This is a genomic window from Mesorhizobium sp. M1409 (assembly GCF_040317535.1).
Taxonomy (GTDB): domain Bacteria; phylum Pseudomonadota; class Alphaproteobacteria; order Rhizobiales; family Rhizobiaceae; genus Mesorhizobium.
The window spans coordinates 24,543-36,711 of sequence record NZ_JAMYKV010000057.1 but is presented as its reverse complement, the minus strand read 5'-3'; the positions used below and the strand labels follow the sequence as shown (position 1 = coordinate 36,711).

Sequence of the window (12,169 nt, the reverse complement as noted above, 5' to 3'; positions counted from 1 at the left end):
CAAAGCATCCTCCAAAGAATCAGATGCTCTCGACAGATTCAGCTCCTAAACCCCTTGTCACGCGTTAACTCACCCGATTGCCCTGCACTACACCCCTTGCACCATCTCCCATGCGGCATAGGTATATGAGATATCGCCTCGCCAAAGCATTGCATCGCAGGACAAAAGCATGACCATCAATCCCAATCCGCGCTCGGTCGTTGCCGTGCGTGCCACCGTTCCCGAAGATGCCTTTACGGCCGGAGCGCTGGGCACGCTCAGGGAAGGCAGCGGCGTCGTCATTCGCAGTGACGGGCTCGTGCTGACCATCGGCTACCTCATCACCGAGGCGGATGAAGTCTGGCTGACCAGCCATGACGGCCGCGTCGTGCCCGCGCACGCGCTGGCGTATGACCAGGAATCGGGCTTCGGCCTGGTGCAGGCACTGGCACCGCTCGGCCTGCCGGCGGTGGCGCTGGGCGATGCCGGCAAGGCGAAGGTCGGAGACGCCGTCGTGCTGGCGGACGGCATCGGCCAGTCGGTGCAGGCAAAGATCGTCACCAAGCAGGAATTCGCCGGTTATTGGGAGTATCTGCTTGACGAGGCGATCTTTATTGCGCCGGCGCACCCGTCCTGGGGCGGGGCAGGGCTGTTCGGCTCCGACGGCTCGCTGCTCGGCATCGGTTCGCTGCGCCTACAGATGAGCCGCAACGGCGAAGTCGCCGACATCAACATGGTGGTGCCGATCGATCTGTTGCCGCCGATTCTCGACGATCTGCTGACGCGCGGCCAGGTGGCCAAGCCGCCGCGCCCGTGGCTCGGCGCGTTGTCGGCCGAAAGCGACGGCAGAGTGGTGGTGATGAGCGTGACCGAAGGCGGCCCGGCGGCCAAGGCTGGCCTGCGCGAGGGCGACATCATTTCCGACATTCGCGACGGGGCGGTCGACGGACTGGCCGATTTCTACCGCAAGCTGTGGGAGAGCGGCTCGGCGGGTGCCGAGATCCCGATGCGGGTGCTGCGCGACGGCCGCGAAACCTGGCTGCGCGTCAAATCGGCCGACCGCAGCAGTTTTCTGAAGAAGCCGCAGCTGCAGTAGGCGCGCCAGCCCGCGATGCATCCGAGACTGCTCAAGACTTTCCTGGCGGTGGCGCGAAGCCGCAACATCACGCGTGCCGCGGAGGTGGTCCACCTCGCGCAATCGAGCGTCAGCGACCAGATCCAGGCGCTCGAAACGGAGCTTGGCGCTGTGCTGTTCACGCGCGCGAAGTCAGGTCTCGAACTGACGCCGGCGGGTATCGCGCTTAGGCCTATCGCCGAGGACTTGTTGCGGCTCGATGGCGAGGCGCGCGCGGCCGTGCAGGCGGCGGCCAGACAGACAAGCGGGCAGGTGACCATCGGCGCGCTGGAGACGATTGCGTCGGCCCGGCTGGCGACCTGGCTGGCTGGGTTCCAGGCCGGCCATCCCGACATCACCGTACGGATGAAGGTGGCGGGCAGCGGCGCGCTGCTGCGCCAACTGGAGGACGGCGAGATCGATGTCGCGTTCTGCTTCGACCGTCGTGATGTGAGGAAGGACGCCGCCGGCGAACGCTTCGCCAGGCGCACGATAGCGGCCGAACCGCTGGTGCTGGTCGCGGCTCCGGGGCAGGGCAGCGTGCCGAGCGACTTGGCCGCGCTTGCCGCACTGCGCTTCGTGGCCACGGAGCCCGGATGCATCTACCGTCATATGTTCGACGCAGCCTTTGCGGAGGCGGGCGTTGCCGCGCCAAAACTTGCCGCTGAAGTCGGCAGCATCGGCACCATTGCGCGGCTGGTGACGGCCGGCGCGGGGCTCGGCCTCGTTCCACGCCTTGCCGTCAAGGAAGCGCTCGCGCGTGGCGACATCATCGAAATGCCTTGGCCCGGCGGGATACGCACGGCGCCGCTGACGATGATCTGGCGCCGCCAGCGCGTTCAGCCGCCGGCGCTCAAGCAATTGCTCACTGCCATGCGCGACACGCTGGTGCCGGTCCCGTCGCCCGCCCAGGACTGGTTCAGGCCTTGAATCGGCGAACCGCTCCAAGCCCTTGTTTGCAAACAACTCCTGACGAAGGCAGCGGCGGTCTAGACCAGGCGGTGGCCACCCTCGACATGCAGCGTCGTTCCCGTGGTAAAGCCGTTGCCGATCAGGAAGGCGATGGCGTCGGCGATGTCGTCGGGTTGGCCGATCCGCGCGACTGGCAACCGCTCGGCCATCGCTGCCAGCGTCTCGTCTTTGCGATCGCCGGCCACCTGGGCCCAGATCGCGGTGTCGACCCAGCCGGGCGACATGGCATTGACGCGGATCGGCGCGAGTTCGACGGCCAGCGCCCGCACCAGCCCTTCGAGCGCCGCATTGACCGCGGCAACGACGGAGCCGCGCGCGGCCGGCCGATGGGCGGCGATGCCGGAGACGAAGGTCATTGAGCCGGTGGCTGCCAGCCGTGGAGCGCCGTGCTTGGCGAGCAGGAGCGGGCCGTAGAGCTTGCTTTCGACAACCCTTTGCGCCGCCTTCAGGTCAAGTGCCGGCAACAGCTGGTAGGCGCCTTCGATGTCGGCCGCGGTGCTGACGATATGGTCGAGCCCGCCGATCCGTGTGAACAGCGCCACGACCTGCTCTTCCCGGGTGATGTCGGCGACAGCCACCTCCAGCCCGGCGGGATTGCCCAGCGTTTCGCGCGCCTGCTGCAGCCGGTCCTCGCCACGCCCGGCGATGACGACCGCAGCACCGGTCTCGACGCAGCGCCTTGCCAGCGCCAGGCCCATGCCGGAACCGCCGCCGACGATCAGGATTTTCTGTTTCGACGTGCTCATTGCGCTCTGCCTTTGGTTGGATGGACATGGCAGTGAATTGGCGGTTCGGCGTGGCAAAGGGAAACGGAAGAAACCGATGATGTCATCGGCAACGCCGATGGCGTGGCGGCAGCCACTCACCCGTCTCAAGCGGTGAAGGCCTCGCCCGAGTCCCAATCCTGAAGGCTATAGTCTGGCCTCCAGGAAGAATGCCGTCGGCGGAACCGCCAACAGAGGGGGCGCGAAGGAACGCCGTACGCGCCCGACAAGCTTGCTGACGGAACTGACAGCAACTCATGCCATGATGCCGGTCAATGACGATAGGCGCGATTCTGGAGGCGGGACGACAGTGAAAGCGATGGCGCGGACGGAACCGAACGGGCAGGCCAGATGATGGCGCCGGTCAAGGTCGATCCCGACAAGGTCCGGGAATTCCCGGACCCGGCGAGCTTCCATGCCTGGCTCGGCAAGCACCACGCCACGGAAAGCGAAATCTGGATCAAGGTGCACAAGGTGGGGTCGGGGCTGAAGTCGATCACGCCGAAGGAAGCCATCGACGTGGCGTTGTGCTTCGGCTGGATCGACGCGGTACGCAAGGGGCTGGACGACAAGAGCTTTCTGCAGCGCTATACGCCGCGCGGCAAGAAGAGCATCTGGAGCAAGATCAACATCGACAATGTCGCGCGGCTGGTCGCCGAGGGCAGCATGACCGAGGACGGGCTGAGGCAGGTCGAGGCGGCCAAGGCCGACGGACGCTGGGCGCGGGCCTATGGCAGTGGCAAGGAGATGAAAATCCCCGATGATTTGCAGGCTGCCATCGATGCCGATCCGGCAGCCAAGGAGATGCTGGCAAAGCTCAGCGCGCAGAACCGCTTCGCTCTCGCCTTCCGCACCCACAACATGAAGACCGAGGCCGGTCGCAAGAAGAAGATCGAGACGTTTGTGGCGATGCTGAAGCGCGGCGAGACGATCTATCCGCAGGGGAAGAAGTAGGGCTGCGACTATCGTCCAGCAATTGGCGCCGCGGTGTCTATCCTGAGGTGAACGTATTGTGTTGATGCAAGAGATTGGTCGAGCGGGCCCTTGCCCGTGCGACCGTCGGCGCTAAAGGCTGCTGCCGGCAAGGATGATGCCGAAGCCGGCCAGGCAGATGGCGCTGGCTCGTCGCAGCGATCGCTGGCCGAGCAGGTTTGAACCGCTGCGGCGAACCATCAGGCCGACGACGATCCAGGCCGCTCCCGCGAGGCCGACCAGAGCGGCGATCGTGGTCAGAAGCTGCACCGTCATGCTTTCGGACTGAACCAGCAAGGCGACGATCGTTGCCTTGGGATTGACGAGCGTGGTGACGAAAACCTGCCTTACTGTCACCAGCCGAACCTCGACGCCGGGATCCTCAGTGATCCAGATGCTGTAGGCGAGCCAGAACAGCCACAGCACCGCACAGATCCTCACGCCGGTCCGTAGCTCGATCCGGGCACCCGTGGAGATCAGGGCGGCCAGTGCGGCCACCGCCAGGATGATCGCCATATAGGCAAGCACAGCCGCGCCCAGCATCGGCACCGTGCGCCGCGCCCCGGATGAAACGGTCGAAAAGGCCAGAAGGATGTTGGTTGGTCCGGGCGTCAGCAACAGCCCGCCCAGCGCCAGAAGATCAAGGTCGAGCATCCCAGGCCATTGTCCTGTATCGTGTCAATCGGCCGGACTGGTAGCGGCGGCGGCGCAATGAGTCGAGCCGACACGGAACCGCGGGGGTGAGCGCCGCTTGCCATCCGCATTAAGCAGTTGAACATCTGAATCGTCGAGCCGCTGTAACTATTTGATTTTACGCCATTCTGGACAGAAAGTCCGCGGCGCGATTTCGCGGAAGTTGCGCCAGGAAAAAAGCCGCCCTCGTTTTTGCGAGTGGCGGCCTTTTCCCGGGATGATGTTGGAGAGGGACGATCAAGCAGCCTTGGCGTGCTAGTGGCCGTGCTTCTTGCCGTGTGCTTCTTCACAATGTTGATGGTCTCTGGCCTGCCGGCCATCTCCTCCACACGGGGGAGATCGCTGTATGCGGCGCTTGCGCCTCTTCCCTCGATGCCGTCATTCGCGTAAGGCGCCGGGCAAATCCTTTCATCGCACGCATTGTCCCGGAAACCGCATGATCAGACTTGAAAGCATCAGCAAGCAGAACGGCCGTCAGCTTGTCTTCATCGAGGCGTCGGCGGCCCTGCAGAAGGGCGAGAAGGTCGGCCTCGTCGGACCCAATGGCGCCGGCAAGACGACACTGTTTCGCATGATCACCGGGCAGGAGCAGCCCGACGAGGGCCAGGTGCAGGTCGATCGCGGCGTCACCATCGGCTATTTCAGCCAGGACGTCGGCGACATGGATGGCCATAGCGCGGTGGCCGAAGTGATGAACGGCGCCGGACCGGTGAGCGAAGTCGCTGCCGAAATGGCAGCGCTCGAGGCGGCCATGGCCGATCCCGAGCAGGCCGAACAGATGGACGAGATCATCGAGAAATATGGCGAGGCGCAGCACCGCTTCGAGGAGCTCGACGGCTATGCGCTGGATGGCCGCGCGCGGGAAGTGCTCGATGGTCTCGGCTTCTCCCAGGAGATGATGGACGGCGATGTCGGCAAACTCTCCGGCGGCTGGAAGATGCGCGTGGCACTGGCCCGCATTCTTCTGATGCGGCCCGACGCGATGCTGCTCGACGAGCCGTCGAACCATCTCGACCTGGAAAGCCTGATCTGGCTGGAATCCTTCTTGAAGAACTATGACGGCGCGCTCTTGATGACGTCGCACGACCGCGAGTTCATGAACCGTATCGTCAACAAGGTGGTCGAGATCGACGGTGGCTCGCTGACCGCCTATTCCGGCAATTATGAATTCTACCAGCAGCAGCGGGCGATCGCCGACAAGCAGCAGCAGGCGCAGTTCGAGCGCCAGCAGGCGATGCTGGCCAAGGAGATCGCCTTCATCGAGCGCTTCAAGGCGCGCGCCTCGCATGCCGCCCAGGTGCAGAGCCGGGTGAAGAAGCTGGACAAGATCGACCGCGTCGAGCCGCCCAAGCGCCGCCAGACCGTTTCCTTTGATTTTCAGCCTGCGCCGCGCTGCGGCGAGGACGTCGTCACGTTGAAGAACGTCCACAAGGGTTACGGCAGCCGGTCCATCTATGAGGGCCTTGACTTCCAGGTCCGCCGCCGCGAGCGCTGGTGCATCATGGGCGTCAACGGCGCCGGCAAGTCGACGCTTTTGAAGCTGGTCGCCGGCGCTTCCGACCCAGACACCGGCACGGTCGCGCGTGGCCCGAGCGTCAAGATGGGCTATTTCGCCCAGCACGCCATGGAAGTGCTGGAAGGCGAGCGCACGGTGTTCCAGACGCTGGAGGACGCGTTCCCGCAGGCCGGCCAGGCGCCGCTTCGGGCGCTCGCCGGCTGTTTCGGCTTTTCCGGCGACGAGATCGAGAAGAAATGCCGCGTTCTGTCAGGCGGCGAGAAGGCGAGGCTGGTGATGGCGCTGATGCTGTTCGATCCGCCCAATCTGCTGGTGCTGGACGAGCCGACCAACCATCTCGACATCGCCACCAAGGAGATGCTGATCACGGCGCTCTCGCAATATGAAGGCACCATGCTGTTCGTTTCGCACGACCGGCATTTTCTGGCGGCACTCTCCAACCGCGTGCTGGAGCTGACGCCTGAAGGCATCCACACCTATGGCGGCGGCTATACGGAATATGTCGAGAGGACGGGGCAGGAGGCTCCTGGGTTGCGAAGCTAAGGAGACGGCGGTTATTTGTGAGGAAGAGTTCCATGTACCCTCCACAATGCGTGGGAAAGGCTCCGGCATGAGAATTGCAATGTCGGTCGCATTGGCCGCGACCATGGCGGGATGCGCGACCTCTCCGGTCGACTATGGGACCTCGCTTTCGCAGCAAGACCAGAAATGGGCGTCGCCCGAATGCCAACAAGCCCGCATGGCGGCTTCGGACTACGAGGCTCGCGAGAAAGAGCATCCGGGATGGGGTTTCGGCGTCTTGCTTGGCCCGTACTCAATGGGACTCGTTGCAGCCATCAAGGAGCATGAGCAGAAGCAACGTAAGCTGTTTGCCCGCGAGGTGCACCTGCAATGCTCAAGCCTCCCGCTGCCGAAGGAGTTGCAGGGCGATCTAAACCCCGCGAGTGCTCAGACAAAATATCCATAGCCACGACCGACGGGCTAGGCCCTGGTCGTCGATGACCGCGAGGCGGTTGTCCGATTATCCCCCTGCCAGCCTCGGCAGCAGGAAGATTTCGGCGCCTTTTGGCAATTCCTTCGACCAGGTGTCGCGATAGATCGTTCCGTCGATGGCGACGGCGATGCCTTTGTCGATCAAGGGCTCGAGGCCGGGATACTGTTCAGCCAGCTTCCTGAACAGCTCCCTTATGTCCTTGGCCTCGATCTCGACCTTGTTCTTGCCTCCGGCGACAGCACCTAGCGATCCCCAGAGCGTCACTTCGACCATCAGCCCGCCCGTTCCTCCAGCGCTGCCAGAATGCGCGGCGGCGACATCGGGATATGCGTCATCCGCACCCCGACCGCATTCGACACCGCATTGGCGATCGCGGCTAGCGGCGGCACGATCGATGTCTCGCCGACGCCGCGTACGCCGTAAGGATGGTTGGGGTTGGGGATTTCGAGGATTTGCGTGTCGATCATCGGCAGGTCCGAGCAGACCGGGATGCGATAGTCGAGGAAGCCGGGATTCTGGAGCCGCCCGTCCTTGCCGTAGATATACTCCTCGTTGAGAGCCCAGCCGATGCCTTGCGCGGCACCGCCCTGGTACTGTCCCTCGACATAGGTCGGGTGCACCGCCTTGCCGGCATCTTGCACGACCGTGTAGCGCAGAACCCTGGTGGCGCCGGTCTCGGGATCGACCTCGATATCGCAGATATGCGTGGCGAAGGAGACGCCCGCGCCGTCGGCGACGAGTTCGCTGTGGCCGGCGATCGGTCCGCCGGTCTTCCCCGACTCGACCGCGATCTCCTTCAGCGAAAGCCGCCCAAGATTGCCGTGCTTCTCGCCCTTGGCAATCGCGTGGCCTTTTTCCCAGACCACGTCGTCGACGGAAATGTCCCACATCTGCGCGGCGCGTTCCCGCAGGATCTTGATCGCGTTGCGGGCGGCCGAGATCGTCGCCATGGAGGACGAGAAGGTGCCCCGGCTTCCGTCCGTCATGTCATTGTAGCCGAGGCTGGAGGTGTCGGCGACAATCGCCTTGACCTGCTCGTAGGCGATGCCGAGTTCCTCCGCCGCCACCAGGGACAGCGATGCGCGGGAACCACCCACATCGACCGTTCCGACGGCGAGCGAGACGGAGCCGTCCATGCCGATGTTGAGGTCCGTGCAGGTCTGGCCGCCGAAGTTGAACCAGAAGCCGCAAGCCATGCCACGGCCCTGGTTCTTGCCCAGCGGCGCCTTCATGTGCGGATGGCTCTTCACCGCCTCGAGCGTCGGGCCGATGCCGATCGGGCCGTAGACCGGGCCATAGGAGGATCTCGTGCCTTCCTGTGCGGCGTTCCTGATCCGGAACTCGACTGGGTCCATGCCGACCTCCTTGGCCAGCTCGTCGATCGCGCTTTCCACCGCGAACGCCGCCATCGGCGCGGACGGCGCGCGATAGGCAGCGGTCTTCGGCCGATTGACCAGCACTTCGTAGCCGACCGTCTTGACGTTCTCGAGCTTGTAGCAGGCGAACGCGGTCATGGCACCGATCTCGGCCCACATGCCGGAATAGGGGCCGCAGGAATAGCGCAGTGTCGCCTCGGCGGCGGTGATCGTGCCGTCCTTGCGGGCGCCGATTCTGACGTCGATCGAGGTGGCGCTGGTCGGACCCGAGGCGCGGAACACCTCGTCGCGGGTCATCACCAGCTTGACCGGGCGGCCGGCCTTTCGCGACAGCGCCAGCGCCACCGGCTCGGCCCAGACATGGGTCTTGCCGCCGAAGCCGCCGCCGATCTCCGAAGAGGTGACGCGCAGCTTGGAAGCTTCCATGCCAAGCAGCTGGGCGCAATGCTGGCGGTAGACGAAATGGCCCTGCGTGCAGACCCAAAGGTCGGCGGTGCCGTCGGAACTGACGCTCGCCACGCAGGCATGCGGCTCGATATAGCCCTGATGCGTTTGCCCGGTCTTGAACGAGCGCTCGACGATAAAGTCGGCATCGCCGAACCCCTGATGGACATCGCCATGGCCAAACTGGCTGCGCTTGGTGACGTTGGACGGCTTTACCGGCTTCTCCTCGAGGCCCTCGGTGAAGATGGCGTCGTTGATGAGGGGTGCGGAGTGCTGCATCGCCTCGTCGACATCGGTGACATGCGGCAGAATCTCGTAGTCGACCTCGATCAGCTTCAGCGCCTGCTTCGCCGTGCGGGCGTCCACGGCCGCGACCGCGGCCACCGCATGGCCGTCATAGAGCACCTTCTTGCGCGCCATGCAGTTGTCGAGGATGTCGTACATGGCGGCATCGCCATCGGTCAGGTCGGGCAGGTCGGCCGCGGTGATCACCGCCTTCACGCCGGGGAGTTTTTCCGCTCTCGACGTGTCGATCTTCTTGATCGTTGCGTGGGCATGCGGGCTCCTGAGGACGCGCCCGACCAGCTGGCCGGCCATGTTGAAGTCGGCGCCGTAGCGGGCGCGGCCCGTCACCTTGTCGACGCCGTCGGGACGGATCGGACGTGTGCCGACCGACGCGAAGTTGCGAGCCGAATAACGCGGATCGAAATTCATGGTCACGCTCCCTTCATCACGCTGGCGGCGTCCTGGACGGCGCGCACGATCTTGTCGTAGCCGGTGCAGCGGCAGAGGTTGCCGGCGAGGCCGAAGCGGATTTCCTCCTCGGACGGGTCGGGGTTCTTGGCCAGAAGGTCCTTCGCCGCAATCAGGAAGCCCGGCGTGCAGATCCCGCATTGCAGCGCCGCGTGCTCGAGGAACTTCTGCTGCAGCGGATGCAGTTTGTCGCCATGCGCCATCCCCTCGATGGTCTCGACCCGCCGTCCTTCAGCCTCCGCGCCGAGCACCAGGCATGAACACACCAGCCGATCGTCGAGGATGATGCTGCAAGCGCCGCAGTCGCCGGTGCCGCAGCCTTCCTTGGCGCCCGTCAGCCCCAGGCGATCGCGCAGGACGTCGAGCAGAGTCTCGTCCGGTTGGCAAAGGTACTCGACGCTGTCGCCGTTGATTGTCGTTGAAACCGCAACTCCAGCCATCATTTGCCTCCTGCACGTGCGTAGGCGGTCGTGGCGGCCCGCTTGGCCAGCACGCCCGCAACCTTCCGTCTGAATTCGATGGTGCCGCGCTTGTCGTCGATCGGACGGCAGGCCCCCGAGCAAACCTTGGCGAGCCGCTCCAGCGTCGCTTCGTCCAGCTTGGAGCCGATGAGGACCTCCGCGGCCTCTTCGACCAGAAGCACCGTCGCCGCCACGGCGCCCAGCGCAACGCGGGCCGATTTGACGACACCGTGCTCGTCAATCGTCAAATTCACGCCGGCACTGACTACCGCGATATCCATCTCCGTGCGTGGAATGAAACGCAGATAGGCATCGCCCGAACGCGGCGCGCGTTTGTCGAGCAGGATCGCTTCGATGATCTCGCCTTTGGCCAAGGAGGTCTTGCCCGGCCCGGTCGGCACGCTCTGCACGGGAATCGTGCGCCTGCCCGCCGGCCCGACGACCGATGCCCTGGCGCCCGCCGCAACCAGCGCCGGCACGCTGTCGGCAGCCGGCGAGGCGTTGCAGAGATTGCCGGTGATCGTGCAGCGTCCCTGTACCTGCTTCGAGCCGATCAGCTTGGCCGCTTCGACGACGCCGGGCCATGCCTTCTTCAGGGCCGCGCTCTCTCCCAGGACGGCGCAGGGGACCGCGGCACCTATGCTGAAGCCTTCAGCCGTTTCGCGGATCTCGCTTAAGGACTCGATCGCCTTGATGTCGACGATCAGGTCGGGTTCGACAAAACCGCCCTTCATCCTGACCAGGAGGTCGCTGCCTCCCGCGAGGATGGCGGCCGTGCCAGCCGAACCGGCCAATTGGCCAACGGCATCTTCGATTGAAAGCGGACGTATGTAGCGCATCGTCTCCCCTTGATTATCGCAATCTCGGCGACCGTTATAAACAGTCTCCTCATAATGGCTATCCGGTTCCTCATCCGCGGCGATTGGGCCAGAGGGCGCAAATAGACCGAACTGGCGTGCGCGCTGAGTGGCAGGAACCGGCTGGAAGAGGAACTTGGGGAAACTTCAGCCATGGATCAAGTGCGCTCATTCGCCTGGCTCCTTCATCAGCCGGTCGATGCGGAAGTGAAGACCGCCAGTTGAGCCTCGAAGGCACGCTTGAAGGCCGGCCGCGCTTCGCCACGGGCGACATGGGCGGAGCGGTTGGATAGTCGGCCAGCAAATCCGATCGGTTCGAGTCCCATCAGACGCTGAGTGCGTCCTTGAGATTCTAGCGCAGCAGCCCTTCCGCCTCGAACGTGTCCCAGCCTTCCAGCTTTGGCCGTGAAGCATCATCCTTTCCCGAATTTCCGGTGCCGCGGGCCTTGCCCTTCCGCTTTCCTGCTCGCGTCAGGGCGGCCTTACCGGCCCCGCGCCGTCTGTTTTCGGAGGCTTCCCGCGCATCTTCCTCCTCCAGGCTGTCGCCAGGTCACGATCGAGAATGTCCTCGATGTGTCGTGGATCGAAGACATGGAAGGTTACGGCCTTGGATCGCCCGCGCATCTTCACGGTGCGCGTGCCGACGCTTTTCAGGCGGCCATCCCTAAGCCACTTGTGACGTTCGCGGGAGGAGATTGTGAGAATGTCTTCAGCCTCTCGCGGAAGCACGGGCAGTGCTTCGATCCCCTCCAGCGTCCTGGAGATGGCTGCCCCCGCGGCCTGGAACGCATCCGCGTCGGTTTGCGCCATACGCAATACAATGCGGCCCGTCTCAGCCTTGACAAACGTCCTCACCGCCCAGGGCAGACGGGCTCGAATTTCGCGTTCGATCCCCTTCAATCGTAGGGACGAGCCAAGCGTCGCCGATGGCGGTAGCGGCCACTCGGCAACCAATGACGACGGGCTTGTACTCACGCCTCGCTCGGATGTCCGATCAGGGGCGGTGAAAATCGCCGCTACGATGCCAGTCATCAACTTTCGAAAGGAACCGTTTTCGAAAGGAACCGTGTTGCTTGCCTGCAGAGTCCATGTCTCATCTTCGCTCACCAAGGGCCTCCGTGGAACGACAGTTCGCACAGAAAACAACCGAAATCATGCTCGGATAGTTCCCTTAGCTCGCGGAGGCGAAGGCCGGTGCGTTCAATCGGCAGATTCACCCGCTATTCAGGTTCGATCGCGAAGCGGCTTGGACAGCGTTGTCGAGAGTGCGCCAT

The 12,169-nt window shown here is 64.2% G+C and carries 11 protein-coding genes and 2 pseudogenes; 5 read left to right on the top strand and 8 right to left on the bottom strand.

Annotated features, from left to right (window positions below; genetic code table 11):
• Positions 1-169: 169 nt before the first annotated feature.
• Together NKG99_RS30205 and NKG99_RS30200 are read left to right on the top strand one after the other, a co-directional pair.
• Positions 170-1,075 (top strand): S1C family serine protease, encoded by a 906-nt coding sequence (locus tag NKG99_RS30205; RefSeq protein WP_352872823.1) that lies wholly within the window; start codon positions 170-172, stop codon positions 1,073-1,075.
• A gap of 15 nt (positions 1,076-1,090) precedes the next feature.
• Entirely contained in the window at positions 1,091-2,023 is a 933-nt protein-coding gene (locus NKG99_RS30200; protein WP_352872822.1) for a LysR family transcriptional regulator, read from the top strand.
• A gap of 59 nt (positions 2,024-2,082) precedes the next feature.
• Here the strand turns inward: NKG99_RS30200 and NKG99_RS30195 are convergent, their stop codons facing one another.
• Positions 2,083-2,811 (bottom strand): SDR family oxidoreductase, encoded by a 729-nt coding sequence (locus NKG99_RS30195; RefSeq protein ID WP_352872821.1) that lies wholly within the window; start codon positions 2,809-2,811, stop codon positions 2,083-2,085.
• A gap of 372 nt (positions 2,812-3,183) precedes the next feature.
• Here NKG99_RS30195 and NKG99_RS30190 point away from each other — a divergent pair, with 372 nt between their 5' ends.
• Positions 3,184-3,783, top strand: coding sequence for a YdeI/OmpD-associated family protein (locus NKG99_RS30190; protein WP_352872828.1), 600 nt, complete (start codon positions 3,184-3,186; stop codon positions 3,781-3,783).
• A 111-nt stretch (positions 3,784-3,894) separates the two neighbouring features.
• Here the strand turns inward: NKG99_RS30190 and NKG99_RS30185 are convergent, their stop codons facing one another.
• Positions 3,895-4,455: a hypothetical protein gene (locus NKG99_RS30185; protein WP_352872820.1), complete on the bottom strand. Its 561-nt coding sequence runs from the start codon at positions 4,453-4,455 to the stop codon at positions 3,895-3,897.
• 475 nt (positions 4,456-4,930) lie between these two features.
• Here NKG99_RS30185 and NKG99_RS30180 point away from each other — a divergent pair, with 475 nt between their 5' ends.
• The gene (locus NKG99_RS30180) at positions 4,931-6,553 is read left to right on the top strand and encodes an ABC-F family ATP-binding cassette domain-containing protein (RefSeq protein ID WP_352872819.1); all 1,623 of its coding nucleotides are present in this window, start codon (positions 4,931-4,933) and stop codon (positions 6,551-6,553) included.
• Positions 6,554-6,620: 67 nt separating this feature from the next.
• Positions 6,621-6,977 carry a hypothetical protein gene (locus NKG99_RS30175; RefSeq protein ID WP_352872817.1) on the top strand — a complete coding sequence of 119 codons (357 nt, stop codon included), beginning with the start codon at positions 6,621-6,623 and terminating at the stop codon, positions 6,975-6,977.
• A 54-nt stretch (positions 6,978-7,031) separates the two neighbouring features.
• Here the strand turns inward: NKG99_RS30175 and NKG99_RS30170 are convergent, their stop codons facing one another.
• From NKG99_RS30170 to NKG99_RS30145, 6 genes and pseudogenes are all read right to left on the bottom strand, one after another.
• Positions 7,032-7,277: a MoaD/ThiS family protein gene (locus tag NKG99_RS30170; protein ID WP_352872815.1), complete on the bottom strand. Its 246-nt coding sequence runs from the start codon at positions 7,275-7,277 to the stop codon at positions 7,032-7,034.
• Complete coding sequence (locus tag NKG99_RS30165) at positions 7,277-9,538, bottom strand: xanthine dehydrogenase family protein molybdopterin-binding subunit (protein WP_352872813.1); 2,262 nt, start codon at positions 9,536-9,538, stop codon at positions 7,277-7,279. The genes NKG99_RS30170 and NKG99_RS30165 overlap by 1 nt, the downstream gene beginning before the upstream one ends.
• A 2-nt stretch (positions 9,539-9,540) precedes the next feature.
• Positions 9,541-10,017 carry a (2Fe-2S)-binding protein gene (locus NKG99_RS30160; RefSeq protein ID WP_352872827.1) on the bottom strand — a complete coding sequence of 159 codons (477 nt, stop codon included), beginning with the start codon at positions 10,015-10,017 and terminating at the stop codon, positions 9,541-9,543.
• Positions 10,017-10,877, bottom strand: coding sequence for an FAD binding domain-containing protein (locus tag NKG99_RS30155; protein WP_352872811.1), 861 nt, complete (start codon positions 10,875-10,877; stop codon positions 10,017-10,019). The genes NKG99_RS30160 and NKG99_RS30155 overlap by 1 nt, the downstream gene beginning before the upstream one ends.
• A 206-nt stretch (positions 10,878-11,083) precedes the next feature.
• Positions 11,084-11,182 (bottom strand): annotated as a pseudogene (locus NKG99_RS30150) (glutathione S-transferase family protein); the annotation flags it as partial.
• A 65-nt stretch (positions 11,183-11,247) separates the two neighbouring features.
• Positions 11,248-11,927, bottom strand: a pseudogene (locus NKG99_RS30145) (hypothetical protein).
• Between the last annotated feature and the right edge of the window lie 242 nt (positions 11,928-12,169).

Bases quoted from the DNA above. Each gene is read 5' to 3' on its own strand.
- NKG99_RS30205 (WP_352872823.1), top strand. From the start codon at position 170: ATGACCATCAATCCCAATCCGCGCTCGGTCGTTGCCGTGCGTGCCACC.
- NKG99_RS30200 (WP_352872822.1), top strand. From the start codon at position 1,091: ATGCATCCGAGACTGCTCAAGACTTTCCTGGCGGTGGCGCGAAGCCGC.
- NKG99_RS30195 (WP_352872821.1), bottom strand. From the start codon at position 2,811: ATGAGCACGTCGAAACAGAAAATCCTGATCGTCGGCGGCGGTTCCGGC.
- NKG99_RS30190 (WP_352872828.1), top strand. From the start codon at position 3,184: ATGGCGCCGGTCAAGGTCGATCCCGACAAGGTCCGGGAATTCCCGGAC.
- NKG99_RS30185 (WP_352872820.1), bottom strand. From the start codon at position 4,455: ATGCTCGACCTTGATCTTCTGGCGCTGGGCGGGCTGTTGCTGACGCCC.
- NKG99_RS30180 (WP_352872819.1), top strand. From the start codon at position 4,931: ATGATCAGACTTGAAAGCATCAGCAAGCAGAACGGCCGTCAGCTTGTC.
- NKG99_RS30175 (WP_352872817.1), top strand. From the start codon at position 6,621: ATGAGAATTGCAATGTCGGTCGCATTGGCCGCGACCATGGCGGGATGC.
- NKG99_RS30170 (WP_352872815.1), bottom strand. From the start codon at position 7,277: ATGGTCGAAGTGACGCTCTGGGGATCGCTAGGTGCTGTCGCCGGAGGC.
- NKG99_RS30165 (WP_352872813.1), bottom strand. From the start codon at position 9,538: ATGAATTTCGATCCGCGTTATTCGGCTCGCAACTTCGCGTCGGTCGGC.
- NKG99_RS30160 (WP_352872827.1), bottom strand. From the start codon at position 10,017: ATGGCTGGAGTTGCGGTTTCAACGACAATCAACGGCGACAGCGTCGAG.
- NKG99_RS30155 (WP_352872811.1), bottom strand. From the start codon at position 10,877: ATGCGCTACATACGTCCGCTTTCAATCGAAGATGCCGTTGGCCAATTG.